The sequence below is a fragment of the Pseudomonas sp. GW821-FHT02H06 genome (assembly GCF_059421525.1).
Genome location: NZ_JBWKVD010000019.1, coordinates 1 through 26,734 on the forward strand (window position 1 = coordinate 1; position 26,734 = coordinate 26,734).

The window sequence follows — 26,734 nt, forward strand, 5'->3', positions numbered from 1 at the left end:
CTTGGTTACTTGGGGTGCTTTTCCAAGTAACTCGCCGAAGGCGAAACGTCTGCCCCCAGGCAGACGCTCTTGATCTTGATCTTGATCTTGATCTTGATCTCGATTTACGGCTTTTTAAGCCACATCCACAAGAACGATCTCGCTGTCTTCGAGGGCCGTCACCCGCAACACACGCTCATCCTCAACCGCCACACCATCCCGCGCTTCGGCACGCAGGCCGTTGACCTCAATGACGCCCGTCGCAGGCACCAGATACGCCCGACGGCCAGTATCCAGCACGTACTCCGCCGTCTCACCGGCCTTAAGATTCGCCGCCACCAACCGGGCATTGGCCCGAATCCGCAGCTCGATATCATCGTCCGCCTTGCCGCTCGCCAGGGTCACAAAACCCTCGCGGTCGCCTTTCGGGAATGGCTTTGCGCCCCAGGACGGCGGAGCACCGACCTCGTCCGGCATGATCCAGATCTGGAAAATCCGTGTCTCCTTCGACTCCAGATTGTATTCACTGTGCGCCACGCCCGTGCCGGCACTCATCACCTGCACATCGCCCGCTTCGGTACGGCCACGGTTGCCCAGGCTGTCCTCGTGAGTGATTGCGCCCTCACGCACATAGGTAATGATCTCCATGTCCCGGTGCGGGTGACGCGGGAAGCCGGTGCCGGCTTCGATCACGTCATCGTTCCACACCCGCAGCTGGCCCCAGTTCATCCGGCTCTCGTCGTAGTAACTGGCGAACGAGAAATGGTGATGGGCATTCAGCCAGCCGTGGTCTGCGCCGCCAAGGGATTTGAAAGGTCGAAGTTGCAGCATGATCAGTTCCTCCGTAGCAGGGCCGGGCCTGTGGCAGGGCGCCGCTGGTGATGACTTGTCAGTCGATGGAGCAATGATCTATCAACTAAATATCGATAAAAAGCGTAAGTTCTGCATGAATGCGATCGGTTAATTCGATACGTAGGCCATCATGGGGCCTAGAAACACGCGGCCCTTTATCGGCTAACTCCCTGACCGCAAAGCATTTCACTGGAGCTGAAACGCGAATGGGGCGACCATAGGCGCCCTGTCGAAAACGCTGATACCCGGAGCCCGCGTGCCGCACGATTTTTCCGCCGAGCTACCCAACGAGCCAAACCAACTGCCTCCTGACCTGAATACCCCTGAACGCTTGCCGTTCTTCAAGCGGCTCGTTGCCCGCATGATGGGCAGCGGTTTGTCGCGCATGCAGGCGCAGCACGTGCCGTCGTGGCACCAGGGCCACGCCGATGGCTACCTCAACGGTCATGCCGAGGGCATGAACGAGGGTTACGCGGAAGGTCACCTGGATGGCATCGAAGAAGGCCGTCAGGTACTGGTGATTCGCGACACCCGGCCCCTTGAGCACCGTGGTCCGAGGGTTGACGACCACCTGTTCGACGACTGGCGCCTGCCGCTGACCAACGAGCTGAAAAAGCGTATCAAGGCCGACGTCGCCGAGAAGCTGCCCGCTCACGCGCAACCCACCACCGCCCAGTGGAAGATGATTTTCAGCGACACGCCATCGACCTACGTGATTGCCGGTGCCGGGGCGGGCAAGTCGACGTCGCTGGTGCTGCGCGTGCTGCTGCTGAACCACTACCTGAGCTTCGAGCTGGACTCGATGACCGTGGTGACCTTCACCCGCGAGTCACGCAAGGATTTCATCAACAAACTCATCGAGATCATGGCGCTGTGGGGCCATGAGCTGACACTGCGTCAGGCCCGCGAGGTGGTGCGCACTTTCCATTCGCGGATCCTGCCGCTGGTGCGCAGCCTGCCGGGTTTCGAGCAATTGCAGGCCTTCGAGAACCTCAGCAGCCAGTCCGGCCAGCTGTTCGACGACAGCGCCGACAGCAACCCCTTCGACTTGCGCATCAATGACGCCCAGCGCCAACAGCTGAACCTGTGCTACCGGGATTTGTACGCCGCCAATCCGCGTTTTCGCGAGGTCATGGCGCCCCTGTACCGGCAGTCGCTGCAACTCAAGGAACTGGACCGCGATCACCCGGACGTGCAGAAGCGCATCACCGTGATGGGCCTGTCCTCCAAGCGCGACGAAGAGCTGTGCGACGTCATCGAAGACCTGTGGATTCGCGCCGGCGCGTGGCCGATTCAGGGCGTCGAGCCGATGCGCCAGACCGTCGAAGTCAGCGGCCTGACCTTCCACGTCCACGGCTATGCGGCCGAGCTGGATGCCTGGATTGTGCTGGGTTTCGACCCAAGCGAAGACCAGCACCTGCGCCGTCCGGACGCCAAGTTGCCGGTGTGGGCTGAATGGGTGATCAAGCGCACCTTGTTTCAGGCGTTTTGCCGCAAGCCGGTCATCTGGCTGGAAAACTACCAGGCCTCGCGCGGGATGATGCAGTCGTTGTCTGGCGCTGCCGTGGCGGGGCCGGGGTTCGATTACAAAGTCAAAGGCGAGCTGAGCGCAGCGCCGCTGCTGGACTGTTTTGTCGCGGCCGCCAGCTTCATCGAAAACCTCGGGCTGGACGTGCCGGACGCCGTGGCGCAGATGAGCTTTTCGGATCAAGACCCCGACCGGTTTTTCTTTGAAGCGTTGAGCCTGTTCTGGAAAGCGTTCGAGAACCACCTGCTGGATCAATCACCGCCGGTGATGACCTACAACCGGATGTTCTCGCTGTTCGGTGAAAACTCGCCGGAAAACCTCAAGCTGGTCAGCGATGCCGGCCTGCGTCCGCTGTCGCATCTGATGATCGATGAGTTTCAGGACGTCTCGCCGCAAATCGTCTCGTGGATCCGCGCCAGTCTGCGGGAGATCCGCAGTCGCGGCCCGGCGCTGCATGTGGGCCGCGGTGCCCAGCGTTCATCGCTGCTGTGCGTCGGCGATGACTGGCAGTCGATCTACGGCTGGCGCGGCAGTTCGCCGAAATTCTTCATGGAGTTCCCCAAGGAGTTTTCCTCGCCCGCGACCACCAAGGTCATGCTCAGCGACAACTTCCGCAGCCACCAGCACATCATCGACGCTGCCGAGCACATCGTGCGTGCCGCGCCGGCGATCAGCGGCAAGAAGGCCCGCGCCAGTGGCCCGGAGCAGGAGCTGCTGCCGGTGATCGTGCTGGACCGCGACGATGACCGTTTGCTGGCCAGCCTGACCGAGCATTACCACGCCGGCGACTCGGTGCTGCTGCTGTACCGCAAAGGCAGCGAACGCAGCCGCTTGCCGGAAGCTTTGCAGGACCTTGCCGATGCCGATTACAGACTGCCGCCCCAGGAACGTCGTCTGAAGCAACTGACCTATCACAGCGCCAAGGGCCTACAGGCCGACGCCGTGTTTCTGCTCGGGGATTGTCAGCATCTGACGCAGTCGCCGTACAAGAATCAGGTCTATCAGCTGGCCGGTCTGGGGCGGGAAGGGGATCTGGAAGCGTTCGACAACGCGCAGAAAGATGAGGTGTTACGCCTAGCCTATGTGGCGATCACCCGCGCCGTTCGCCACTGCTACTGGTTCATCGACGCTGCGGGCAATGACGACGGGAACATGCCGCGGGCCTCGGCACGGGTTGCAGGCGACAAGGCATTTTTCGACGATCGCCGAGGGGCTGCGGCACTCGCCACTCCACTCGGCGCATCCGTCGAACAGGGGCAGTACGCCCAGGTGGTCAGGCCCGATTGAGGTACAGAGAGCGCCTTGGAATGAAGGTCTCGACCTCCAGTTCAATGGCCTCGATGATGCGCTCCACGTCCGTCGCGTTCATCACGGTGGCGCAGGGAATGGCGGCGATGGCAATCACGGTCTCGCCGCTGGCCCGGTCAAAAAGACGGGCCACCATACTGCCGGGCGCGTCCATGTTGGCTTCGAAGCCCACCGGATGAAAATGCCAGCGCATCAGCTGGCAGGCGTTCGGGAATGTCACTTTGTTCATGGACCCACCTCGTTCAATCGAGCACTTCACAAGCTCCGCAGGGTAGGAAAACGGCAGGTCTGTTCAGGCTTCGGCAGCGATCGACACGTCGCGTGAGGAAGCCTGGCCCGCAGACCACGAGTCAGGTAAAGGTAGCACCGAGTTCTGACAGTGTCGGGAAATAAATCCTACACAATTGAGAATTTCATGTTTCGTTGATCTTTATCATGAATCGCTTATATGCGGATGCATGCTTGAACCAGCGCTGAATCGTTATAGCGATCTGAAAGCATCGTTAACGAGTTAGGTGGAAGAAATATATATCTCCAAACGCTCAAGGCGCCCGCATGAAAGTTGATGGGCGGCCGATAGCAAGGCGAGCGTCAATTAAAAGAATCGACGCAGCATCAGCCTTCCAGAGAGATCATCCATGTCGATAAGAAACATGAATATTGCGCCTCGCGCATTCCTGGGATTCGCGTTCATTGCCGCACTGGTCATTGGCTTGAGCGTTTTCTCGGTTCACAGGATGGCGCAGATACGCCAGACCGCCATCGACATGGAGTCCAATCAACTGCCGAGTATTGGCCATTTAAGTGGGATGCTGGAAAACAGCCTGCGCTTGCGCATCACCTCGTTTCGCACGCTGGTAAACCGAGAACCGGCATCGCTACGCGAAACCGATGCGCGGATCGCCGAACTGATTGGTAAGTTGCAGACAGCCAAAAAAGCCTACGCCTCGCTCCCGGCCGAGGCTGATGAGCTGACCGTGTACAACCAGTTTGAAGCGACGCTGGCAACGTTCCTCGACATTCAGGCCAACGTGCTGGACTTGTCGCATCAAGATAAGGTTGAGGACATGCGCGCATTGATCAATACCCGCATGAAAGAAGCCACTGACCTCATGGGTGTGCAGATCAACCAGTTGATCGCCCTGAACACGAAGAGCGCCACTGAAGCGGGAGAGATTTCCAGAGCGGAATATGACAGCGCCAACCTGAGCATGATTGCTGTTTCAGTGGTTGCCGTCCTGCTCACCATCATGTTGGCGTGGTTGCTCACCCGAAGTATCGTCAACCCGATGACCCGAGCAGTTCGCGCCGCAGAAGAGATCTCATCGGGCGATCTGACCCGCCCCATTGAGGTCGACGGCAAGGACGAAGCGACTCAGTTGTTGCGCGCTCTGGCAACGATGCAGCGCAATCTGCGCCAGACCATCGAGCTGATTTCCGGCTCGTCCACGCAACTGGCGTCGGCGGCCGAGGAACTGAGCGCGGTGACAGAAGAGTCCTCGCGCGGTTTGCAGCAGCAGAACAACGAGATCGAGCAGGCGGCAACGGCAGTTAACGAGATGACTGCCGCCGTTGAGGAGGTCGCGCGCAACGCGGTGTCGACCTCCGAAGCGTCACAGCAGTCCAATCAGGCCGCACGTCAGGGGCGTGATCGGGTGGTCGAGACGGTGAAGTCGATTCAGGACATGACCCAGCAGATCCAGGCCACTTCCGGATTGGTCGAAGGCCTGGCGGCCCAAGGCCGTGATATTGGCAAGGTGCTCGACGTGATTCGCTCGATCGCCGAGCAGACCAACCTGTTGGCGCTCAACGCCGCCATCGAGGCTGCGCGTGCGGGGGAGGCGGGTCGCGGGTTTGCCGTGGTCGCCGACGAGGTTCGTGCGCTGGCCCACCGCACGGCGCAGTCGACCACGGAAATCGAAGAGATGGTCGCCGGCATCCAGACGCGTACCGGCGAGGCGGTGCACTCCATGTCGCGCAACACCGACAGCACCCGCACCACGCTGAGCCTGGCCAGCTCGGCGGGTGATGCACTGGAGTTGATCACTGAAGCCATTGCGCAAATTAACGAGCGCAACCTGGTCATTGCCAGTGCATCGGAGGAGCAGGCGCAGGTGTCGAGGGAGGTGGACCGCAATCTGGTCAACATTCGCGACCTCGCCGCGCAGACGGCGGCGGGCGCGAACCAGACCAGCGCGGCCAGCCATGAGCTGTCGCGACTGGCGGTGGATCTGAAAGCAATGGTGGCGCGGTTTGTGATTTAAGCGGCGCGGTCTGTTCGGGGCGCGCAAGCCTGAAGGACCGGCGCAACCTTGTGGGAGCGAGCTTGCTCGCGAAGACTCTCGTACATCCGCTAAATCTCTCGCGACTGTACTTCGGTCTTCGTGAGCAAGATCACTCCCACAGGTCCTGCGGCGTGCCCGAAATCTTGAGTTCACCTCAATTCTGTGGGAGCGAGCTTGCTCGCGAATAGAGTGGCAAAGCCGCTAGATCTCCAGCGGACGAACCTCAGTCTTCGCGAGCAAGCTCACTCCTACACGTCCTGCGGCGTGCCCAAGATCCTGAGTTCAGCCCGGTCACCCCCCAGAGGTCCTGCGAGCTGGCTGATATCGCAAGCATTCCCATATCCCACAGAGTATCTATCAGCCATTCCACGCAGGGGGGTTGACCAGATCCTTCGGTCGCTCGCCCGCCAGGGCCGCCAGCAGATTGTCCACGGCACAGCGGGCCATGGCCTCGCGGGTCTCGTGGGTCGCCGAACCCATGTGCGGGGTCGCCACCACGTTGTCCATCTGCAACAGCGGCGAGTCCGGATTCACGGGCTCCTGCTCAAAGACATCCAGACCGGCCGCGCGAATCTGGCCGTTCTGCAGCGCGGCAATCAGCGCCTGCTCGTCCACCACCTTGCCGCGGGCGATGTTGATGAAGATCGTCTCCGGCCGCATCTGCGCAAACTGCTCGGCACCGATCAGCCCCTCGGTTTCGGCGGTCAGCGGCACGGTCAGGCAAACGAAATCCGCTTCGCGCAGCAGCTCTCCGAGGCTGCGATAGCGGGCATCAAAGCGCGCTTCCACCGCCGGCTTGGGTGAGTGACTGTGATAAATCACCGGCATTCCGAAACCGAAATGCCCCCGTTGCGCCACCGCTTCGCCAATCCGGCCCATGCCGATGATGCCCAGCGTCTTGCCATGCACGTCGGAACCAAAGTGCTGCGGCCCGATGTTCTGCTTCCACTGGCCGTCGCGGACCATGTTCACCAGCTCCACCACCCGGCGTGCCGTGGCCATGATCAGCGCGAAACCGGTGTCGGCGGTGGTTTCGGTGAGCACATCCGGGGTGTTGGTCAGCAGAATGCCGCGCCGCGTCAGGTACTCGATGTCGTAGTTATCGACCCCCACCGAGACGCTGGACACCGCTTTCAGCTTTGGCGCCAGGTCCAGCAGTTTGGCGTCAAGTTTCACGCTCGCGCCGAGCAAGGCATCGGCGTGGGGCAGGGCGTCGCGAAGGCGTGCCAGGCCGTCGCTGGATTTCGGGTCTTCAATAAGCGTGACCTCGGCCTGGGCTTGCAGGCGCTCCATCAATGGCGCCGAGAGTTTTTTGTACAGCACAACATGATGAGTCATCGAAAGGATTCCCGATCAGGAGTGGGCTGGCGCAGGACCAACGCCAGGCTTATCGCTCAGCGGCCGGGCCTTGCTGTCCGGCTTGAGCAGCAGCGTCAGCACCACCGAGACCAGCAGCGCGCCGCTCATGAACAGGTACGACGCGCTCAAGGTGCCGGTGACGCCGTTGAGGTAGCCAACGAGGTAGGAACCGGCGAACGATCCCAGCGCACCGAGGCTGTTGATCAGTGCCATGGCGCCGCCTGCGACGTTGGCCGGGAGGATTTCCGGGACGATGGCGAAGAACGGACCGTAAGGCGCGTACATGCAGGCGCCGGCAATGACCAGGAGCGAATACGACCACCAGAAGTGCTCGGTACCCAGCGCGTATGAGCCGTAAAACGCGACGGCGGCCAGCAGCAGTGGCGGCCAGACGAAGGCTTTGCGCTTCTGGGTTTTATCCGACGCCCACGACACCAGCACCATGCCGATCACCGCAGCCAGATACGGCAGGGCCGAGAGCCAGCCGGCTTCGACCATGTCCATCTGCATGCCTTTCTTGATGATGGTCGGCAGCCACAGCACGAAGCCGTACACGCCGATGCTCCAGCAGAAGTACTGCGCGGCCAGCAACAGCACGCGCGGGGAACGGAAAGCTTCGGCGTAGTTCTTCACCGGTTTGATGCCGACCTGTTCGGCGTCGAGGCGCGCTTGCAGTTCGGTCTTTTCTTCAGCGGTCAGCCACTTGGCCTGGGCCGGACGCTCGTCCACCAGACGCCACCAGATAAACGCCCAGATCACTGCCGGCAAACCTTCGACGATGAACATCCAGCGCCAGCTGAAGTGTGCTACCAGATAACCGGACACCACCGACATCCACAGCATCGTCACCGGGTTGCCGAGGATCAGCACGGTGTTGGCGCGGGAACGTTCAGCCTTGGTGAACCAATAGCACAGGTACACCAGCATGGCCGGCATCACCGCTGCTTCGACCACCCCGAGCATGAAGCGGATGCCGATCAGCATGTAGGCGTTGGAGACGATGCCGGTCAGGGTGGCCAGGCCGCCCCACAGAATCAGGCTGACGAAGATGAGTTTCTTGACGCTTTTCTTCTGCGCATAGATGGCGCCGGGCACCTGGAAGAAGAAGTAACCGAGGAAGAACAACGCACCGAGCAAGGACGACATGCCCGGGGTGATGTGCAGGTCTTCGGCCATCCCCGAGGCAGCGGCGAAGCCGTAGTTGGCGCGGTCCAGGTACGCCAGGCTGTAGGTGATGAAGACGATGGGCATGATCAATAGCCAGCGACGTTTGAGGCCGGCGTGTTTCACGGATTCGAGCAGCTTTTCCATTTCAGGCTCCCTGAGCATGTTGTTTTTGTCGCAGCAGGTGATGGAGGTTCGGTGTGTGTGAAAGCAAGGGTTCAGGCGCTCTGTCGTCGGGCGCCTGCCGAGACGTTGGCGGCATCAAGTGCGGCGCGAGTGGGCAGGCCTTCCATGTCGCCACGGCTTTGCACGGCCTGGCTGCCGACCCAGTTGCCCCGGGCAGTGGCTTGCTCGAACCCGAGGTTTTCCAGCAGCGCGCTGATCACCCCGACGGCGAAGCCATCGCCTGCGCCCACGGTGTCGACCACATTGGCCACCGGCACGCCGGGCAAGAACGCCTCATTCAGCTGGGTGCGGTAATACGCACCCTTGGCGCCGAGTTTGATGATCACCGCCTCGACGCCCATGTCCAGGTAGAAACGGGCGATGTCAGCCGGGGTGTCGAAACCGGTGAGCAATTCACCCTCGGCCAGCCCCGGCATGACCCAGTGGGCGTGACTGGCAAGGTGATTGACTTCGCGGATCATCGTCGCCTGGCTCGACCACAGCGAAGGCCGCAGATTGGGGTCGAACGACACGCTGCGACCGGCCTCGCGCATTTGCGTCATCAGCACGTGGGAAAGCTCCCGGCAGGTGTCGGACAGCGCCGCCGGAATGCCGGTGGCGTGCAGGTGCCGCGCCTTGAGCAGGTCGGGAACGATGTCGTTGACCGACAGATGACTGGCCGCCGAGCCGCGACGGAAGTACTCGACCACCGGGTCGGCGCCTTCCAGCTCCAGGGATTTGAACTGAAAACCGGTGGGGTGCGCGGCGTCCACGGTGACGTGAGCGCAGTCGACGCCTTCCTGTTGTAGGCTGTCGGTGACGAAGCGGCCCATGGAATCGTTGCCGACCCGGCTCAGCCACGCCACTTTGAAGCCCAGCCGCGAGAGGCCGATCGCCACATTGCTGTCGGCACCGGCGATGCGTTTCTCGAAATGGCGAACCTGCGCCAGGTCACCGGTTTGCTCGGCCACCAGCATGGTCATGGTTTCGCCGAAGGAGAGAATATCGATCTCAGACATGGCTCAGCGTCTCCGTTTCCTTGGGGTGGGGCTGCGCTGATTGGGACTGGCCAAGGCGGGCGAGCAGGGCAACCTGATCTCGGGTCACCTGGAGCAAGTCGTCGCCTTGCAGCGGGTATTCAACGGCGCGGGGGAGGTTCACCGGCATGTGCTGGATGAGCAATTCCCACTGTTGCAGGTCGATTGAAGCAGGCGGCACGGCGATGAGCTTGCCTGACGTGCTCCGGGAGATTGCCTTGCAGTGCAGGTATTCGACGTAACGGCCCAGCTGCCGGGCAGCGTCGCGGGCGGACTGCTCCTGCCAACGCCAGTTGCCGATGTCGAAGGTCATGCCGATGGGCATTTGCAGCGCGGTGATCTGCGCGAAGAACTCCACGAAGGGCTCGATGCGGCCGCCCTGTTCGGTCTGGTCGTTTTCCACCAGCAAGTGAACGTCGTAGGGCGCCAGGCGATCGGCCAGCGCGGCGACGTCGCAGTGCTCGCCAAAATGCCCCAGCGACACTTTGAGCCAGAACGCACCGCACGCGGTGGCGCGCTCCAGGGTCGGTCTCAATTCGGGGTTCGGTTGCGTGTCGCCTTCGAGCCACAACTCAAGGGGCGCCGAGTACAGGCACTCCAGGCCTTGAGCCTGAATGGCGCGCGCAAGGGCAGGGAAGTCCTGGTCATGCACGCCGGGGGTGAACAGCTCTTCGCGCAGCTCGATACGCTTGACGCCGGCATCAACCAGTAGCGGGATGAAACTGGCCTGGCCTTGGGCACGTACACGATCGGCACCGAAGGCGCCGAGGCTGATGGCAACGGATGGTAGGGTCATTATTATTGTCCTCTGAAACCGGTTACATTTTTGTTCGAACGAGCGAACCGGGTAAAAGTTCGCGTCGGCGTGCAGGGTCTGACCTGCGGTATCTGTGTGGGATGTCAGGTCTGTCGTCGGGTCGAGCCCCGCGCGATCAACTGCGCGGGGAAGTCGTACAGCCGCACCGGCTCCTGATAGCCACGCAGTCGATTGAGCAGGCATTCGAAGGCGGTGATGCCCATCTCATGGGTAGGTTGGGCCAGCGACGTGATGCCGCTGCCGACCAGCGGGTACCAGTCAAGCTCGTCGAGGGCGATCAGGCCGATGTCGTTGAACAAGTGACAGCCCAGCTCATGCAATTGGCGGGTGGTGATCAGGGTAGCGACGCCGTTGGCGGTGAACAGCGCTTTGGGGCCGGGGCCGTGTTGCGCGAGGAACTGGCGCAACCGATCGCGCAATGCTTCGCCGGTTTCGCAGACCTGCCCATGCATGTCGGTTCGCTCGGCGATCTGTTTCTTGAAGGCGTCCATCCGCTCGATCCGCGAACTGGTGCCGTCCTGGGGTTCGGTGACCATGAGTACATCGCGATAGCCGGCGTCATGCAGATGGTCTAGCGCTTGTCGGACTGCCGTGACGTTGTCGAGGCCGACGAGATCACTGTGCAGTTCATCGACCTTGCGGTCCACCAGCACCATCGGCAGTTCGCGGTGCAGTTCGCGCAGTTCGTCGAGGTGATGGCCGAGGGTGTTCACGATCAGGCCTTCGATGTTGTAGGAGCGCAGGGCGGCGAGGTGCAGGCGTTCCTGCTCGTCATCGCGGTCGGTGTTGCAGACGACGAGGCTGTAGCCGTGTTTGCGGCAGGCCGTTTCGACGCCGTGCATGACGGCGATGGAGTAGGGGTTGCGGATGTCGGCGACGAGCATGCCGATCAGGCGGGTGCGGCCGCGTTTGAGGCCGCGGGCCATTTGGTTGGGGCGATAGCCGAGGGTGTCGATGGCCTGTTCGATGCGTTTGGCGATGGCATCGGACAGCAGTTGCCGGTCATCGCCGATGAAGCGCGAGACACTGGCCTTGGAGACGCCAGCGAGGTCGGCGACGTCGTTCATGGTGACGCGGGTGCGCGTCGGGGTGGAGATGCTGTTCACGGCCTGGACCTTATTGGATTTATCAGCAGGCTTATGGGAAGAGCGGTTGGGCTCTGAAACCGGTTTCAGGAGACACCAGATTGTGGGGTGGCGTCAATATGGCTTTAAGAGCATCTGCCTAACGGCAGATATTTCGCCTTCGGCGAGTTACTTGGAAAAGCACCCCAAGTAACCAAGGGTGCTTGCTCCTGGTTGGGCCCCTCCTGCGTCGGGGTTCCTTCACTCCGGTCTCGCTCCGTGGGCCCGCGCCGAACGGACATCCCTGTCCTGACGGCGCTCTCGCCGCATCCATGCGGCTCGGCCCACTCCGCGAAACCTGCGTTCAGCCTGCACCCAAGTCGCGATTGGCGGTGTTTGGGCTTTTTGTGCATGAAGATCAAAAGCAGATCAAAAGCAGAGCAACGGCTTCCCGGCTGAAGCCGGTCCTACAAAAGCACCGCGTACGCCCTGTAGGACCGGCTTTAGCCGGGAAGAGGCCAGCTCAGGCGCCGACATTTTTGCTGATAGTCCCCCTCCTTGTGGGAGCAAGCTTGCTCGCGAATGCTTTATCTCAAACAACAGATATCCGTTGAATGTACCGACCCCTTCGTGAGCAAGCTCACTCCCACAAGTCGCCGGCGACTGATATGCCCTTGATCTGCTTTTGATCTGCTTTTGATCTGCTTTTGATCTGCTTTTGATCTGCTTTTGATCTGCTTTTGATCTTCGTACACAAAAAGTCCGGTCACCGCGAAACGCGACTTTGGTGCAGGCTGAACGGAGGTCTCGTGGAGTGGGCCGAGCCGCATGGATGCGGCGAGAGCTGCCCCCCGCCATGGATGGCGGATGGCAGCGGGCCCACGGAGCGGGACCGGAGTGAAGGAACCCTGAGGAACGAAGGGCCCAACCGAGAGCAAGCACCTTTGGTTACTTGGGGTGCTTTTCCAAGTAACTCGCCGAAGGCGAAACAGTCTGCCCCCAGGCAGACGCCCTAGATCTTGATCTTGATCTTGATCTTGATCTTGATCTTAGCCCTTGAAAGTATCCCGCCAGGCCAAAAACCGCCTTTCCAGCATCGCCAACACCCCATCGGTCAACTTGCCCAACACCGCCAGCACAATGATCGCCGCCAGCACAATGTCGGGCCTCGACGTCTCGCGCCCGTCACTGAGCAAATAACCCAGCCCCTTCGTCGCCGCGATCAACTCCGCCGCCACCAGAAACATCCACGCCAGACTCAACCCCGAGCGCAACCCGGTGAACAGACCGGGCAGGGCGGCGGGCAAAAACACATGCACAATCATCTGCCGCTGACTGAAGCGAAATATCTGCCCGACCTCCACCATCTTGCGATCGATGTTGCGAATCGCCGCCACGCCGTTCAGGTACACCGGAAAAAACGCGCCGATGGCAATCAGCACAATCTTGGAGGTCTCACCGATCCCCAGCCACAACAGCAACAGCGGCACCCAGGCCAAGCTCGGAATCGAGCGCAGCCCCGCGAACGTCGGCTCCAGATACGCTTCCGCCTCGCGACTGAGCCCGACCCACGCCGCGAACACCAGCGCCAGACCCGCACCGATCACGAACCCCGACAGCACCCGCGTCAAACTGGCGCCGATGTGTTTCCACAGCGCGCCGTCGGCCAGATCGGTCAGCGTCGTAGCGATCTCGCTGGGCGCCGGCATCTGGTAGGACTGCACCCAGCCCACGCGGACGGCAATTTCCAGCAACAGCAAAAGGGCCACCGGCACGGCAAGCCCCTTCAGGCGGGTTCGCCCATTCCCACGTGTACGCCGCACAACCGGTTGCGCGTCCAACGCCTCGTCCTTCAACACCTGAGCTCTGGGGCTGACGCTGCTTCCGATACCGCCGCCACTGACTTCGCTGCCCCGCGCGTTGCTCATGGCTTGGCGACGACCGCGTTGCCGAAGCTCGGGTCGATCAACTGGTCGATGACCTGGTCAACGTTCGTCCCTTTGCGCACCAGCGCTTCGGAAACCAGAATCGGCGCGGCGGCCTTCGACGCGGTCACGTCTTTGTCGGTCAGCAGCGGGCTGCCGAGGTCAGTGCGGGTCAACTGCAATTTGGCGACATCCAGCGGCAGGCCTGACTCGGTGGCGAGCAATTGGGCCAGCTCGTCCGGATTTTTCAGCGACCATTCCCGGGCTTTTTCGTACGCGCCAAGGACGGTTTTGATCGCTTCAGGGTGTTCCTTCGCATAACGCTCGGTCACGCTGACCACGCCGAAGCTGTTGAAGTCCTTGTTGCGATACAACAAGCGCGAGCCGGCCTGTATTTCGCTCGCGGCCATGTGCGGATCGAGCCCGGCCCAGGCGTCGACGTCGCCTTTCTCCAGCGCAATACGGCCGTCCGGGTGTTGCAGATGCAAGAGTTCGACGTCGTCCTTGGTCAGCTTCGCCTGCTGCAAGGCGCGCAGGGTAAACAGGTAAGGGTCGGTGCCTTTGGTAGCGGCGATTTTCTTGCCCTTCAGATCGGCAACGCTCTGCAGGGTCGAATCCTTGCGCACCACCAGCGCGGTCCACTCGGCGCGGCTGTAGACATAAACCGATTTGATCGGGCTGCCGTTGGCCCGCGCCAGCACCGCCGAGAGACTGGCGGAGGAGGCGAAGTCGACGCCGCCGCTGTTGAGGTATTCCAGCGAGCGGTTGCTGCCCTGGCTGAACACCCAGCTGACTTTGCTGTTTGGCAGGGCTTTTTCCAGCCAGCCAAAGTGCTTGAGCACCAGACTGACCGGCGAGTAGTAGGCGTAATCCAGGTGCACCTCGGCCGGTGGCGCCTCGGCAGCCTGGACCAGCGGCTGTAACGTCAGTGCAAGCGCGCCGGCGAGTAGTTTGAAGGAAGTCGGCAGACGGGAAAGTGCGGTCATGGGTGAGTGTCCAGTCAAGGGGCGGAAGCTGCGCACGGCTGCTTATGACGAAATCAGCAGTCGGAGCGAATCGATCTGCTTGATTGGAATATTGCAGGCTTTGTGCCATTGGCGAGGCGCCGCCCAGGTCCCCTGATTGCGGGGCCGGGCAAGTGGGAAAGTGCTACCGATGCAACAGTCTGCTGATCGACTGTTGCTGGGCAAACAGCGGCAATCTCCGCCGTCCGAAGACTCAGCACGCTGCGCTGCGCTGCGGGTTGTCAGCCGACGCGCAGAACCGCATGCTGGCGCTCCACCGTTGCAACAGGGCCTCTCCGAGCATGTCCGCCGTCACTGCCCGTTCCGCCGATTCCGCATCGCGCGGTTCTGCGATCATTCTCAGCTTGTGCCTGCCCAGCGACGTGCTTCTGTATCTGTTGCTGCCGATGAACGCCGGGGCCTTCGGCATCAGCCTCGCCCAAGCAGGGATCCTGCTGGCGGCCAACCGGCTGGTCCGGATTTTCGGCTACAGCTATGTCGTACGTTTCTACGCCGCGCGGGGCGATCGCGCGGCCTTGACGCTGGCGGCCCTGGTATCGGCGGTCTGCGCGTTTGGCAACAGCTTCATCAGCGGGTTCTGGTGGTTGCTGATCCTGCGACTGGGCTGGGGCCTGAGTTACGCGGCGCTGAACCTGTCGACCCAGGCATTGGCGACCTCGGAGCCAGGTGGAGCGGCACGTCGGGCGGGTCGATCCCGCGCGATTATCGCCATCGGCCCTATGCTGGCACTGCCCATCGGCGCGCTGATCAGCCTGCATTACGGTCCGCGGCTTATCTTTTTCATCCTCGCGCTGTGTTCCCTTGGAGCGGTGTGGTTTGCGCGTGGGCTGCCCGCTGCGCCGCATCCCTTGCCCACTTCCGCCGGGCGCCGTTTCAAGCGGCCGGACAGTGTGGCGCTGTGGTCGTTCGTCGAGGGCGTGGCGCTGGACGGGCTGTTCATCTTCGGGTTGTCGCTTCAGGCGCAGACGGTGCTCGGCGGCAATGCGGTCTTTATCGCCGGTGTGTTGCTGGCCCTGCGCTACGCCTCGGAGATGCTTCTCAGCCCGTTGGGCGGGCGCGCGGCTGACAGCTTCGGCGCTGTGCGGATGCTGGTGGTGCTTTCCGCCGCGACCGCACTGGCGTTGACGGCCTTCGGCTTTCACTGGCTGATCGTCGGCGCCGGCGCGATTCTGATCCTGCGGGCGTTGCAATTGCCATTGGTGACGACCCTGGTCGCCGAACGCAATCCGGGGCCGGGCAGGGTTCAGGCGCTGGCGGGCAATGCGGTGTGGCGCGACGTCGGTGCAGGCGTCGGACCGCTGCTCGCCGGGGTGTTGCTGCCGTGGGCGTCCCCTGCATGGATTTACACCACAGCGGGCGTCGCCGTGCTGCTCAGCGCGGTGGTTTGCAGTCGATACAAACCGGTGCCCCAAAACAACACCCTCTGACCGTTCGGCGATTAATTCGGCAAATCAGGTGCTTGCGTGCAACCTCTTGAGCGTTTTCTGATCTGATGGGCATTCGTTATACGGAAATATTCGCTCGCCATACTGCACCGAGCCACACGCTGACAAGGACGTTGCATCGGGCGTCACGCCCATCACGAGCCATCAGAACTCCATGCCGATATGAGCCTTTCAACACCTCCTCTGCGGTCCCGCGCGATGCAGCGCATGACCTATTTTCTGTTTCCGACCCTCCTCATCGCTTCCGCCATTTTCTGGTTCGCCGCCGGTAAGGGTGTTCATGCCGAGGCCAAGAACGGCACCCAGACCCTGGTGTTTCTGCGCCACGCCGAGAAGCCCGAAACCGGACTGGGTCAGCTGAACTGCCAGGGCCTCAATCGGGCCATCGACCTGTCCACGGTGCTGCCGAATACCTTCGGCAAAGCCGACTTCATCTTTGCGGCCAACCCGAGCCGTCATGTGGAAGAGGGCGAGCACGATCATTCCTACAGCTACCTTCGCCCCCTGATGACCGTTGGCCCCAGCGCGATCAAGCTGGGCCTGCCGGTCAATATCGATTTCGCCGCCAACGACACCGGTGATCTGGCCGATGAGCTGATGCGCGACAAATACCACGACGCCACCATCTACACTGCCTGGTCCCACGGCTACCTGCCGGAGCTGATCAACAAGGTCGCCGAGGAGGCGTCCGGCGAGAAGGTCAAACTGGTCAACGACTGGGTCGCCGAGGACTTCGATTCCGTGCTGGTGCTGACCCTCAAATGGAACGACGGCAAAGCCACGCTGCAGTATGAAAACTACAAGCAGAACCTTGACGGCGGTGCTGTGGGCTGCCCGAGCTGACAGAGATGCACGGGATCCGTCGTAGAACACGATCCCCTGTAGGACCGGCTTCAGCCGGGAAGAGGCCAGTGCGATCACCCTCATTCTTGCGTTGTGATCCCTGACGCTTTCCCGGCTAAAGCCAGTCCTACAGTTAGAACGCGATTCCATGTGGGACCGGCTTCAGCCGGGAAGAGGCTAGTGTGATAACCCTCACTATGCGTTCCCGCCCGAAAAGTTTGTGCGCCTCCATCGATTACGCTAGCGTCAGCCGACCCTGACTGCCGGCAGTTCCCCCATGCTTCAACCTCTCCAGCCCCACGCCTCGCGCCTGATACCCTTTCACCCACCGTTTGACTGGCAGCGCATGCTCGATTTCTTCGCGGCGCGGATGACGGCGGGCGTGGAGGCGGTGGTCGATGGGGTGTACCTGCGCAACATCGATTTCAAGGGCAGCCTCGGTGCTTTGTCGGTCGCACTGGCGCCGGACGGGCAACATCTGCTGGCGACCGCCCACGGCGAGGTGAGCCAGCACATTGATGAGCTGATCGTGCCGGTGTCTCACATGTTCGATCTGTACGCCGAACCTCACATCATTGACCACGCCCTGTCGCAAGACCCGTGGCTGGCATCGCTGGTGCAGCGTCGTCCGGGGCTGCGTGTGCCGGGATCGTTTTCCGGGTTCGAGCTGGCGGTGCGCACGGTCGTCGGGCAGCAGGTCAGCGTCAAGGGTGCAACCACGATTGTCGGTCGTCTGGTGCAGCGCGCCGGGGTTCAGGTCAGCGAGGGTCTGCATGAACAGCTGGGGTGGCGATTCCCGACGCCGGATGCCCTGGCGCAGGCCAACCTGGACAAGATCGGCATGCCCGGCAAGCGCGTCGATACCCTGCAGCGTCTCGCCGCAGCGGTGGCCAGTGGCGAGCTGTCCCTTGACGTGCGCCATGGCGACCTCGGCGATGTGCGGCGACAGTTGCTGGCCATGCCCGGCATTGGCCCCTGGACCGTGGAATACATCGCCATGCGCGCCTGGCGTGACCCGGACGCCTGGCCCGCCGCCGATCTGGTGCTGATGAATCTCATGACCCTGCAGGAGCCGAGCCTGCTGCGCCTGCCACAGCACAAGGCGCGGGCCGACGCCTGGAAACCCTGGCGCGCCTACGCCGCCATGCACATCTGGAATTCCGCGGCGGATGCGGCGGGCAAGCAGAAGGGCGGCTGACCGGCGAGTTCGAGCGCAAGAACCGGGTGGTTCGGGAAGGGCGCGCGAGTAGTATGTCGACGTACGGACGATTCCAGTTAATCCCGGCGCGCCCGTATCGAGAGTAAAAACCAGCGCAGGAGCCAGACGATGACCTTCACCTACCGTTTCATCGATTCCCCGGTTGGGCAGCTGAAACTGATCGCCAAGGGCCCGCGTCTGGCCGCCGTGCTGTGGGAAAACGACCGCCCGAACCGCGTGCTGCTCGGAGCCATGAGCGAAGATGACGGCAGCGATATTCTTGACCGGACCGAACGCCAGCTCGCCGAATACTTTGCAGGTCGCCGTCAGCGCTTCGAGCTTGAACTCGAATTCCATGGGACGGATTTTCAGCAGAAAGTCTGGCAGGCCTTGCTGAATATTCCCTTCGGCGAAACCCGCAGTTATCTAGACATTGCCCTGCAGATCGGCAACCCCGCCGCCGTGCGCGCGGTCGGAGCCGCCAACGGCAAAAACCCCATCTCGATCATCGCCCCCTGTCATCGGGTGATCGGCAGCTCCGGTGCGCTGACCGGTTTTGCGGGTGGCCTCGATGCCAAGCACCTGCTGCTGACCCTGGAGGGGTATCAGCCGGTACAGCGGGGAAGGCGCGTCATGGCAGTGGCTTCGACCCAGGCGTCACTGTTCTGAATCAATCGCTTCACGGTTTACGCAAAGCTTCACGCAACACGCCGCTTGAAAACGTACGCAACGGCCGACCCTTAAATCAATGGAGATGATCATGCCCGGTTCCGCTCAGACGTTTCGCTCACTGCACCACCAATCCACCGTTTTGCGTCTGCCCAATGCCTGGGACGCGGGCAGCGCGCGGCTGTTCGAAAGCCTCGGCGCCACGGCCATTGCGACCACCAGCGCCGGGGTCGCCTGGGCCCAGGGCTATGCCGATGGCCGGGTGTTTCCGGTCGGCATTGCGGTCAGCGTCGCGGCCAGCATCGCGCGATTGATCAAGGTGCCGCTGTCGGTGGACATGGAAAACGGCTATTCGGACGACACGCAAACCGTTGCGGAGAACGTCAAGCGGGTGCTGGACGTCGGGGCGATCGGCATCAATATCGAGGACGGTTCCGACGCGCCGGATCTGCTGGCCCGCAAGATCGAGGCGATCAAAAGCACGGCGGCCCGTAACGGGCTGGACGTCTTTATCAATGCCCGCACGGACGTTTACCTGGCGAGTCTGGTCCCTGATGAGCTGCGCCTGGAGGAAACCCTGAAGCGAGGCCAGCTTTACAGGGAGGCGGGTGCGGACGGCCTGTTCGTCGCGGCCCTGGTGGATGTCGAGCAGATCAAAGCCGTCGTTGCAGGCATCGGTCTGCCCCTCAATCTGCTGGCGCGACAGGGACTGCCCGCCGCCGATGCGTTGGCCGCATTGGGCGTTCGCCGGTTGAGCGCCGGATCCAGCATCGCCCAGACCCTGTGGGGACAGGCCGAGCAACTGGCACGGGGCTTTCTGGAGGAAGGGCGCTCGGAAACGGTCATCGAGACCAGCCTCGCGTATCCGCAGATTCAAGCGCTGTTTGAGCGCTAAAGAAAGGGCTTTTGAGCAGGGTGGTGATTCCCCGTATTCGCCGCTCTGTTACAAAAATTGCAGCCGGATCGACAAGAGGCGCTAGTCAGGTTTAGTCGAGAAGAGTACAAATGTGCTCCATGACGACCCTATCCCCAAAACGCGCTGCCATCCTCACGTTCATTCGAGATCGCATCGCCCAAAATGGCCAGCCTCCCAGCCTGGCTGAAATTTCCGAAGCCTTCGGATTTGCTTCCCGCAGTGTCGCGCGCAAGCACATCGTGGCGCTCACCGATGCCGGTTTGATCGAAGTCACCGCCAATCAGGCCCGCGGCATCCGGCTGGTGGACACCCGTCCGCGGCCGCAGATGCTCGACATTCCCGTCCTCGGGCGGGTAGCCGCCGGTGCGCCCATCGGCCCCGACCTCGATAACCACGACACCTTCACGCTGGACAGCCGCACCTTCATGCGCGTCCCGGATTACCTGCTGCGGGTGAGCGGGGACTCTATGATCGACGACGGCATCTTCGATGGCGATCTGGTGGGCATCCTGCAAAGCGCCGACGCCCGCGACGGGCAGATCATCGTGGCCCGGCTGGACGGCGAAGTGACCATCAAGCGCCTTGAGCGCGGCGATGATCAGCTGCGCTTGCTGCCGCGCAACCCTGCGTATAAACCCATCATTGTTCGGCCCGACCAGGACTTCGCCATCGAAGGTGTGTTCTGTGGCCTGGTGCGCCGGGAATGATGGGCGCGGTGGTCAGCCTGGACGCGCTGCTGGACGAGCGGCGCGTCTGGAAGGGGCGTCAGCAGGTTGCCTCCGTGGCCGCGCAGCCCACCGGCCATGCGGCCCTCGACGCGGCGTTGCCCATGGGGGGCTGGCCCCCTGCGGCGATGACCGAAGTGCTGGTCGCAGCCAACGGCAGTGGCGAGTTGCGGCTGATGTGGCCAACCCTGGCGCGGCTTGCTGACAGCGGCGAACGCATCGTGCTGGTCGCGCCTCCCTATCTCCCCTATGCCCAGGCCTGGCAGATGGCGGGCATCGACCTGAGGCAGTTGTCGATCATCCACGCCAACGAGCGCGATGCCCTATGGGCAGTTGAGCAATGCCTGCGCTCGGGCAGTTGCGGCGCGGTGTTGTGCTGGCCGACCAAGGTCGACGACCGCGCCCTGCGTCGGTTGCAGGTGGCCGCCGAAACCGGTGAAACCCTGGCCTTTGCCTGTCGCGGGCATGAGGCGGCCGCCAATCCGTCACCGGCCGCGCTGCGTATTGCCATCGACGCGCGCCCCAGTCAGTTGCGGGTGCTCAAGTGTCGCGGCGGGCTGCCGCCTGCTTCCCCCGTTCCGTTCACTGCTGACGCTTGAGGTTGCCATGCTCTGGGCTTGTGTCCTCCTGCCGCAGCTGGCGCTGGACGGCGTCATACGTCGTCGCGAAAACCCTGAAGAACCGCTGGCGCTGATCAGCGGCACGGCGCAGCGCCGGGTGCTGCAGACGGTCAACCCGGCGGCCCGGGCAATGGGCCTGCGTGCCGGCCAGTCGTTGACCGCAGCCCATGCCATGACCCGTGAATTCGCCACCGTCGAATACGACCCCGACGAAACCGAGCGCTGGCATCGTTTGCTGGCGGCCTGGGCCTACCGTTTCAGTTCCCATGTCAGCCTCAAGTACCCGCGCGTGCTGTTGATGGAGGTTGAATCCAGCTTTGGCCTGTTCGGGCCGTGGCCGGTCTTCGAAGCGCGTCTGCGTCAGGAACTGACCGAGCTGGGCTTCACCCACCGCATCGTCGCGGCACCCAATCCGCTGGCGGCCCGCATGCTTGCCAACGCCCATGATGGTCTCGCCGTGACCGATGGCGACACGCTGCATGAGGTGCTGGCACAGATGCCGGTCAACCGCATCGGCCTGCCAACCGAGGTGGCCACGGCCCTGGCGCGCATGGGCCTGCATCGCGTGCGACAGGTTCAGGCGTTGCCCCGTGACACCCTGGCCCGGCGTTTCCCGGCGGCGGTCCTGCAACACCTCGACACGCTGTTCGGGCGCCGGCCCATGGGGCTGGAGTGTTATGTGCCGCCGGACCGTTTCGATACCCGTATCGAGCTGAATTTCGACGTCGAATCCCATCAGGCGCTGCTGTTCCCGCTCAAGCGCATGATTGCCGATCTGGCGGTGTTTCTGGCCGGGCGCGACAGCGGCGTGCAACGTTTCGTGATTCATCTGGAACACGTGCCAAGCGTCGGCAGCGTGGCCCCGGACACACAGATTCCCGTCGGCCTGCTCAGTGCCGAGCGCGAAGCCAACATGCTGTTCGAGCTGGCGCGGGGCCGTCTGGAGCAAGTCGAAGTGCCGTCGCCGGTGCGCGCGTTGCGATTGCAGGCCAAGGATCTGCCGGCCTTCGTGCCCACCCACCGCGAGCTGTTCGACGACCGTCCGCAGCAGACCATGCCCTGGGAGCAACTGCGCGAGCGTTTGCGCGCACGGCTTGGGGATGAAGCGGTCGCTGGCCTGGGCTTCAATGCCGACCATCGTCCGGAACACGCCTCGCTGCCCGCTTGCCCGAACAAGCCGCTGGTGCTGACCCATAAAGTGCCGCGCCCCGGCTGGCTGTTGCCTGAGCCCGAGTTACTGACCGAGCCGGGCGTGCGCGTGCTGGCCGGGCCGGAGCGCATCGAGTCGGGCTGGTGGGACGGCGGCGACGTGCGCCGCGACTATTACCTCGTCGAAACCCGCAACGGCCAGCGCGGCTGGGCGTACCGCAGCGTCGGCGACAGCAGCCTGTTGCTGCACGGCTGGTTCGCATGAGCGGGGCATACGCCGAGCTGCATTGCCTGTCGAACTTCAGCTTCCAGCGTGGGGCGTCGAGTGCGAAGGAGCTGTTCGAGCGGGCCAAACTGCATGGCTATCAAGCGCTGGCGATCACCGATGAATGCACCCTGGCGGGCATTGTGCGGGCGTGGCAGGCGGCGAAGGAATGTGAACTGCCGCTGATCATCGGCAGCGAAATCACCGTCGAGAACGGGCCGAAAATCGTCTTGCTGGTGGAGAACCTCGCCGGTTACCAGGCCTTGTGTCGCTTGATCACCCAGGGTCGGCGTCGTAGCAAGAAAGGCGAATACCGCTTGCTGCGCGAGGACTTCCAGCCGCCGCTCTCGGGGCTTTTGGCGCTGTGGCTGCCGGATCTTGAACAGGACGTCCCGACCCGGCGGAAACAAGGTGAATGGCTGCGTGGGATTTTTCAGCAGAATCTGTGGCTGAGTGTCGAGTTGCATTGCGGTCCGGATGATCGAAAGCGTCTGAACACCTTGCTCGGCATGGCACGGGCCATGGCGATTCCTGCCGTTGCCAGTGGCGACGTGCACATGCACGCCCGCGGTCGTCGGGCCTTGCAGGACACCATGAGCGCCGTTCGCCATCACACCACCGTGGCGGAGGCAGGGCATCGGCTGTTTGCCAACGGCGAGCGGCATTTGCGACCGCTGTCGGTGCTGGGCGAGCTGTATCCGTCGAGCCTGCTGATTGAAACCGTGAACATTGCCCGGCGCTGCACCTTCGACCTCAGTGAGTTGCGCTACGAATACCCCCATGAGCTGGTGCCGCCTGACCAGTCCCCCAGCAGTTGGCTGCGGCACCTGACCGAGCAGGGCGCCAGCCGTCGCTGGCCTCAGGGCGTGCCGGAGGTCGCCCGCAGCAACATCGAAAAAGAGCTGAAAGTGATCGCGGCCAAGCGTTACGAGAGTTACTTCCTCACGGTGCACGACATCGTCAGCTTCGCCCGCGAGCAGCATATCCTCTGCCAGGGTCGGGGCTCGGCGGCCAACTCCACGGTGTGTTTTGCCCTGGGCATCACCGAGCTGGACCCGTCAAAAAGCAATCTGCTGTTCGAGCGTTTCATCTCCGAAGAGCGCGACGAGCCCCCGGACATCGACGTGGATTTCGAGCACGAACGGCGCGAGGAAGTGCTGCAATACGTGTTCCGTCGATACGGCCGGGGCAGGGCGGCGCTCACCGCCGTTGCCAGTACCTACCACGGTGCGGGGGCCGTACGGGATGTGGCGCGGGTCCTCGGTTTGCCGCCCGACCAGATCAACGCCCTGGCGGACTGCTTCAGCCGCTGGAGCGACAGCATGCCGCCCGCCGAACGCCTGCGCGAATCCGGTTTCGAACCCGACAGCCCGATCCTGCGGCGGGTACTGACGCTGACCGGCGAACTCATCGGCTTCCCCCGGCATCTGTCCCAGCACCCCGGCGGCTTTGTGATTTCCGAGCATCCGCTGGAAACCCTGGTGCCCGTGGAAAACGCCGCCATGGCGGACCGCACCATCATTCAGTGGGACAAGGACGACCTCGATCTGGTCGGCCTGCTCAAAGTCGATATCCTCGCCTTGGGCATGCTCAGCGCCCTGCGCCGGACCTTCGATCTGGTCAGGGGTTATCGCGGTTACGACCTGACCCTCGCGACCATCCCCGCCGAGGACAAGCCGACCTACGACATGATCACCCGCGCCGACACCATCGGCGTGTTCCAGATCGAGTCGCGGGCGCAGATGTCCATGCTGCCGCGCTTGAAACCCAACACCTTCTATGACCTGGTGATCGAAGTCGCCATCGTCCGCCCCGGTCCGATTCAGGGCGGAATGGTCCATCCGTACCTGCGCCGCAAGAACGGCGAAGAAGAGGTAACGTACCCGTCCGATGAACTGAAAGTGGTGTTCGAGCGCACATTGGGCGTGCCCCTGTTTCAGGAACAGGTCATGCAACTGGCGATCGTCGCTGCTGATTATTCCCCCGGCGAGGCGGATCAACTGCGCCGTTCCATGGCCGCCTGGAAACGCCATGGTGGTCTCGAGCCCCATCGGATCCGCTTGAGCGAGCGCATGAAGGAAAAGGGTTACCCGGACGAGTTCATCCAGCGCATTTTCGAGCAGATCAAGGGCTTCGGCAGCTACGGCTTTCCGGAATCCCACGCCGCCAGTTTCGCCCTGCTGACCTACGCCAGTTGCTGGCTCAAGTGCCACGAGCCGGCAGCCTTTACCTGCGCGCTGATCAACAGCTGGCCCATGGGTTTTTACAGCCCCGATCAATTGCTGCAGGACGCCCGCCGCCAGCAGATCGACGTGCACCCGGTGGACGTGCGTTACAGCGACTGGGACTGTTCGCTCGAGCCGGTTGCCGGCCGCGAATACAATCAGAACCTGGCCATTCGCATGGGCCTGCGCATGATTAAGGGGTTCCGCCAGGAGGACGCCACGCGCATCGAACAGGCCCGTGGTGTCCGAGATTTCAAGGACGTGGCCGACCTGTGCATTCGCGCCGAACTGGACAACCGGGCCCGTGCTGCCCTGGCGGATTCCGGTGCCCTGCGCGGGCTGGTGGGGCATCGGCATCGGGCGCGCTGGGAGATCGCCGGCGTCGAGATGCAACGGCCGTTGTTCGGCGACGACTGTTTTGGCGAAGAGGCCCAAGTCGCGCTGCCGCTGCCGAGTGTCGCCCAGGACCTTGCTGCCGATTACGACTCCCTCGGCACCACACTCGGCCCGCACCCGCTGGCCTTGCTGCGCCCTAAACTGGCAGCGAAGCGTTTTCGCAGTTCCAAGGATTTGCTGGATGAAGAACATGGCCGAAGCTTCAGCGTCGCCGGGCTTGTCGTCGGTCGACAACGGCCCGGCACCGCCAGTGGCGTGACCTTTGTGACGCTGGAAGACGAACACGGAATGATCAACGTCGTGGTCTGGCGTGATCTGGCCGAGCGTCAACGCAAGGTGCTGGTGGGGTCGCAGTTGATGCAGGTGTTCGGCAAGTTCGAATTCCAGAAGGGCGTGCGTCACGTCATCGCCCAGCGATTGTTCGACCTCACGCCGATGCTCACCGGGCTCGACGTGCGCAGCCGGGATTTCAAGTGATGCGCAGGGAAACGTCGAACATGACGTGATTGCCGAGATGCCGGGGATAAACATTGTGGGAGCGAGCTTGCTCGCGAAAAGGGCCGTCCATCCACAGAATCTTTGGCGGCTGGAATGCTGTCTTCGTGAGCAAGCTCACTCCCACATGGACCGCATCTGCTGCGCGATACCGTGGCGTCTTGACGACGGGCAATCCCCCAGAAAATGTTCACCTGCCCGATCCTGATTTCGGGCGACGCGTTTCTCCGCGACTCAGATCTCCACCTTCACCGCCCGCCCGGTCTTGATCGATTCGATGGCACAGTTGGCCAGATGCAAGGCTCTCAAGCCGTCGCGGGCATTGGTGGGCAAGGTTTCGTTGCCCCGCACCGCGTCGATGAACTGGTTGAGCTCGATGCGATACGAAGCGGCATAACGCTCGAGAAAGAAATTCTCCAGCGGCTCACGCACTTCGGTCTGCGTGGCGCTGTAGCTGCGCACGGTGCTCGGGCGATGGTTGTCGTTGAGGATCATCCCCTTGGAGCCGAACACTTCCAGGCGCTGGTCATAGCCGTACACGGCTTCGCGGCAGCAATTGATGTGGCACTGTTTGCCGGACGCGGTGCGCAGCAGCACCATCACGCTGTCGTAGTCGTCGATTTGCGCCAGTGCGGGCTCCACCAGTCGGCTGGCGATGGCGATGACTTCGGTGGGTTCTTCGCCGAGCAGCGTGCGCGCGGTGTCGAAATCATGGATGGTCATGTCGCGGAAGATGCCGCCGGAGTGGGTCAGGTATTCCACCGGCGCCAGACCCGGATCCCGGCTGGTGATGACCACCTGGCGCACCTCGCCGATGTCCCCGCGGGCAATGGACTTGCGCATCTGCAGGGTGTCGGGGTCGAAGCGGCGGTTGAAACCGAGCATCACTTTGCCGTTCAGGCGCTCGATCTCTTCCACCGCGCGGGCGGCTTTGGCGAAATCCAGATCAATGGGTTTCTCGCACAGTACGGGTTTGCCTAGCTTGACCGCCCGCAGCATCAGGTCGATGTGGGTGTCGGTGGGCGTGCCGATGACAATCGCACCCACGTCGTCACGGGCAATGGCTTCGGCGCAGTCATAGGCCGCGGCGCAGCCCAGCTTTCCGGCGAGGGCGTCAACCCCTTCGCGCCAGGGGTCAGCGATCACCGTGAGTTGCACGTTGGGATTGGCGGCCACGTTGGCTGCGTGAATGTTGGCGATACGGCCTGCGCCGAGGACAGCAATGCGTAGCATGGGGGGATCTCCGGGATTGTTGTTATGGGGTGATCGGCGTAACGGGT

21 protein-coding genes are annotated in these 26,734 nt (G+C 62.6%); 11 read left to right on the plus strand and 10 right to left on the minus strand.

Translation table 11 applies throughout. From position 1 onward, the window contains the following. Positions 1-114: 114 nt before the first annotated feature. Entirely contained in the window at positions 115-810 is a 696-nt protein-coding gene (locus AC07VF_RS22965) for a pirin family protein (protein WP_495010152.1), read from the minus strand. A gap of 382 nt (positions 811-1,192) precedes the next feature. On the opposite strand from AC07VF_RS22965, the gene AC07VF_RS22970 reads away from it, so the two are divergent. Next, complete coding sequence (locus AC07VF_RS22970; RefSeq protein ID WP_495010157.1) at positions 1,193-3,646, plus strand: UvrD-helicase domain-containing protein; 2,454 nt, start codon at positions 1,193-1,195, stop codon at positions 3,644-3,646. On the opposite strand, the gene AC07VF_RS22975 is transcribed toward AC07VF_RS22970, so the two are convergent. Further along, on the minus strand, positions 3,633-3,896 hold the full coding sequence (locus tag AC07VF_RS22975) for a DUF1652 domain-containing protein (protein WP_197983975.1): 264 nt from the start codon (positions 3,894-3,896) through the stop codon (positions 3,633-3,635). The genes AC07VF_RS22970 and AC07VF_RS22975 overlap by 14 nt on opposite strands. A gap of 409 nt (positions 3,897-4,305) precedes the next feature. Between AC07VF_RS22975 and AC07VF_RS22980 the strand changes: the two genes are divergently transcribed. Beyond that, complete coding sequence (locus tag AC07VF_RS22980; protein ID WP_495010153.1) at positions 4,306-5,931, plus strand: methyl-accepting chemotaxis protein; 1,626 nt, start codon at positions 4,306-4,308, stop codon at positions 5,929-5,931. Positions 5,932-6,309: 378 nt separating this feature from the next. Here AC07VF_RS22980 and AC07VF_RS22985 read toward each other — a convergent pair whose 3' ends face one another. The 7 genes from AC07VF_RS22985 to AC07VF_RS23015 all read right to left on the minus strand — a co-directional run bounded on the left by AC07VF_RS22985 (position 6,310) and on the right by AC07VF_RS23015 (position 14,469). After that, positions 6,310-7,290, minus strand: a complete 981-nt coding sequence (locus tag AC07VF_RS22985) for a 2-hydroxyacid dehydrogenase (RefSeq protein WP_495010154.1) — start codon at positions 7,288-7,290, stop codon at positions 6,310-6,312. A gap of 15 nt (positions 7,291-7,305) precedes the next feature. Then, the gene (locus AC07VF_RS22990; RefSeq protein ID WP_192173651.1) at positions 7,306-8,622 is read right to left on the minus strand and encodes an MFS transporter; all 1,317 of its coding nucleotides are present in this window, start codon (positions 8,620-8,622) and stop codon (positions 7,306-7,308) included. A 71-nt stretch (positions 8,623-8,693) separates the two neighbouring features. After that, complete coding sequence (locus tag AC07VF_RS22995; RefSeq protein ID WP_495010155.1) at positions 8,694-9,659, minus strand: sugar kinase; 966 nt, start codon at positions 9,657-9,659, stop codon at positions 8,694-8,696. Beyond that, positions 9,652-10,473: a sugar phosphate isomerase/epimerase family protein gene (locus AC07VF_RS23000; protein ID WP_495010156.1), complete on the minus strand. Its 822-nt coding sequence runs from the start codon at positions 10,471-10,473 to the stop codon at positions 9,652-9,654. The genes AC07VF_RS22995 and AC07VF_RS23000 overlap by 8 nt, the downstream gene beginning before the upstream one ends. Before the next feature lie 104 nt (positions 10,474-10,577). Further along, positions 10,578-11,561, minus strand: a complete 984-nt coding sequence (locus AC07VF_RS23005; RefSeq protein WP_495010158.1) for a LacI family DNA-binding transcriptional regulator — start codon at positions 11,559-11,561, stop codon at positions 10,578-10,580. Between the two features lie 1,046 nt (positions 11,562-12,607). After that, on the minus strand, positions 12,608-13,399 hold the full coding sequence (locus AC07VF_RS23010; RefSeq protein ID WP_346630510.1) for an ABC transporter permease: 792 nt from the start codon (positions 13,397-13,399) through the stop codon (positions 12,608-12,610). Positions 13,400-13,482: 83 nt separating this feature from the next. Continuing rightward, complete coding sequence (locus AC07VF_RS23015; RefSeq protein WP_346630480.1) at positions 13,483-14,469, minus strand: aliphatic sulfonate ABC transporter substrate-binding protein; 987 nt, start codon at positions 14,467-14,469, stop codon at positions 13,483-13,485. A 320-nt stretch (positions 14,470-14,789) separates the two neighbouring features. Between AC07VF_RS23015 and AC07VF_RS23020 the strand changes: the two genes are divergently transcribed. The 9 genes from AC07VF_RS23020 (at position 14,790) to AC07VF_RS23060 (ending at position 25,436) form a co-directional block, all read left to right on the plus strand. Beyond that, positions 14,790-15,935 carry an MFS transporter gene (locus AC07VF_RS23020; protein ID WP_495010108.1) on the plus strand — a complete coding sequence of 382 codons (1,146 nt, stop codon included), beginning with the start codon at positions 14,790-14,792 and terminating at the stop codon, positions 15,933-15,935. 180 nt (positions 15,936-16,115) lie between these two features. Beyond that, positions 16,116-16,796, plus strand: a complete 681-nt coding sequence (locus AC07VF_RS23025) for a hypothetical protein (RefSeq protein ID WP_495010109.1) — start codon at positions 16,116-16,118, stop codon at positions 16,794-16,796. Between the two features lie 277 nt (positions 16,797-17,073). Further along, the gene (locus AC07VF_RS23030; protein WP_192173658.1) at positions 17,074-17,994 is read left to right on the plus strand and encodes a DNA-3-methyladenine glycosylase family protein; all 921 of its coding nucleotides are present in this window, start codon (positions 17,074-17,076) and stop codon (positions 17,992-17,994) included. 129 nt (positions 17,995-18,123) lie between these two features. Then, positions 18,124-18,663, plus strand: a complete 540-nt coding sequence (locus tag AC07VF_RS23035; protein WP_192173659.1) for a methylated-DNA--[protein]-cysteine S-methyltransferase — start codon at positions 18,124-18,126, stop codon at positions 18,661-18,663. Between the two features lie 91 nt (positions 18,664-18,754). Continuing rightward, positions 18,755-19,558, plus strand: a complete 804-nt coding sequence (locus AC07VF_RS23040) for an isocitrate lyase/PEP mutase family protein (protein ID WP_495010110.1) — start codon at positions 18,755-18,757, stop codon at positions 19,556-19,558. Between the two features lie 110 nt (positions 19,559-19,668). Continuing rightward, positions 19,669-20,286 (plus strand): transcriptional repressor LexA, encoded by a 618-nt coding sequence (gene lexA / locus AC07VF_RS23045; RefSeq protein ID WP_192173661.1) that lies wholly within the window; start codon positions 19,669-19,671, stop codon positions 20,284-20,286. Then, on the plus strand, positions 20,286-20,903 hold the full coding sequence (imuA, locus tag AC07VF_RS23050; RefSeq protein ID WP_192173692.1) for a translesion DNA synthesis-associated protein ImuA: 618 nt from the start codon (positions 20,286-20,288) through the stop codon (positions 20,901-20,903). The genes lexA and imuA overlap by 1 nt, the downstream gene beginning before the upstream one ends. Before the next feature lie 7 nt (positions 20,904-20,910). Continuing rightward, positions 20,911-22,338 (plus strand): Y-family DNA polymerase, encoded by a 1,428-nt coding sequence (locus AC07VF_RS23055; protein ID WP_192173662.1) that lies wholly within the window; start codon positions 20,911-20,913, stop codon positions 22,336-22,338. Further along, positions 22,335-25,436 carry an error-prone DNA polymerase gene (locus AC07VF_RS23060; protein WP_192173663.1) on the plus strand — a complete coding sequence of 1,034 codons (3,102 nt, stop codon included), beginning with the start codon at positions 22,335-22,337 and terminating at the stop codon, positions 25,434-25,436. Before AC07VF_RS23055 ends, AC07VF_RS23060 begins: the two co-directional genes overlap by 4 nt. Positions 25,437-25,688: 252 nt before the next feature. Here the strand turns inward: AC07VF_RS23060 and iolG are convergent, their stop codons facing one another. Then, positions 25,689-26,687, minus strand: coding sequence for an inositol 2-dehydrogenase (gene iolG, locus AC07VF_RS23065; RefSeq protein WP_192173664.1), 999 nt, complete (start codon positions 26,685-26,687; stop codon positions 25,689-25,691). Between the last annotated feature and the right edge of the window lie 47 nt (positions 26,688-26,734).

Coding starts and splice junctions, on each gene's coding strand:
- AC07VF_RS22965 (WP_495010152.1), bottom strand. CDS start 810: ATGCTGCAACTTCGACCTTTCAAATCCCTTGGCGGCGCAGACCACGGC.
- AC07VF_RS22970 (WP_495010157.1), top strand. CDS start 1,193: ATGATGGGCAGCGGTTTGTCGCGCATGCAGGCGCAGCACGTGCCGTCG.
- AC07VF_RS22975 (WP_197983975.1), bottom strand. CDS start 3,896: ATGAACAAAGTGACATTCCCGAACGCCTGCCAGCTGATGCGCTGGCAT.
- AC07VF_RS22980 (WP_495010153.1), top strand. CDS start 4,306: ATGTCGATAAGAAACATGAATATTGCGCCTCGCGCATTCCTGGGATTC.
- AC07VF_RS22985 (WP_495010154.1), bottom strand. CDS start 7,290: ATGACTCATCATGTTGTGCTGTACAAAAAACTCTCGGCGCCATTGATG.
- AC07VF_RS22990 (WP_192173651.1), bottom strand. CDS start 8,622: ATGGAAAAGCTGCTCGAATCCGTGAAACACGCCGGCCTCAAACGTCGC.
- AC07VF_RS22995 (WP_495010155.1), bottom strand. CDS start 9,659: ATGTCTGAGATCGATATTCTCTCCTTCGGCGAAACCATGACCATGCTG.
- AC07VF_RS23000 (WP_495010156.1), bottom strand. CDS start 10,473: ATGACCCTACCATCCGTTGCCATCAGCCTCGGCGCCTTCGGTGCCGAT.
- AC07VF_RS23005 (WP_495010158.1), bottom strand. CDS start 11,561: ATGAACGACGTCGCCGACCTCGCTGGCGTCTCCAAGGCCAGTGTCTCG.
- AC07VF_RS23015 (WP_346630480.1), bottom strand. CDS start 14,469: ATGACCGCACTTTCCCGTCTGCCGACTTCCTTCAAACTACTCGCCGGC.
- AC07VF_RS23020 (WP_495010108.1), top strand. CDS start 14,790: ATGTCCGCCGTCACTGCCCGTTCCGCCGATTCCGCATCGCGCGGTTCT.
- AC07VF_RS23025 (WP_495010109.1), top strand. CDS start 16,116: ATGAGCCTTTCAACACCTCCTCTGCGGTCCCGCGCGATGCAGCGCATG.
- AC07VF_RS23030 (WP_192173658.1), top strand. CDS start 17,074: ATGCTTCAACCTCTCCAGCCCCACGCCTCGCGCCTGATACCCTTTCAC.
- AC07VF_RS23035 (WP_192173659.1), top strand. CDS start 18,124: ATGACCTTCACCTACCGTTTCATCGATTCCCCGGTTGGGCAGCTGAAA.
- AC07VF_RS23040 (WP_495010110.1), top strand. CDS start 18,755: ATGCCCGGTTCCGCTCAGACGTTTCGCTCACTGCACCACCAATCCACC.
- lexA (WP_192173661.1), top strand. CDS start 19,669: ATGTGCTCCATGACGACCCTATCCCCAAAACGCGCTGCCATCCTCACG.
- imuA (WP_192173692.1), top strand. CDS start 20,286: ATGGGCGCGGTGGTCAGCCTGGACGCGCTGCTGGACGAGCGGCGCGTC.
- AC07VF_RS23055 (WP_192173662.1), top strand. CDS start 20,911: ATGCTCTGGGCTTGTGTCCTCCTGCCGCAGCTGGCGCTGGACGGCGTC.
- AC07VF_RS23060 (WP_192173663.1), top strand. CDS start 22,335: ATGAGCGGGGCATACGCCGAGCTGCATTGCCTGTCGAACTTCAGCTTC.
- iolG (WP_192173664.1), bottom strand. CDS start 26,687: ATGCTACGCATTGCTGTCCTCGGCGCAGGCCGTATCGCCAACATTCAC.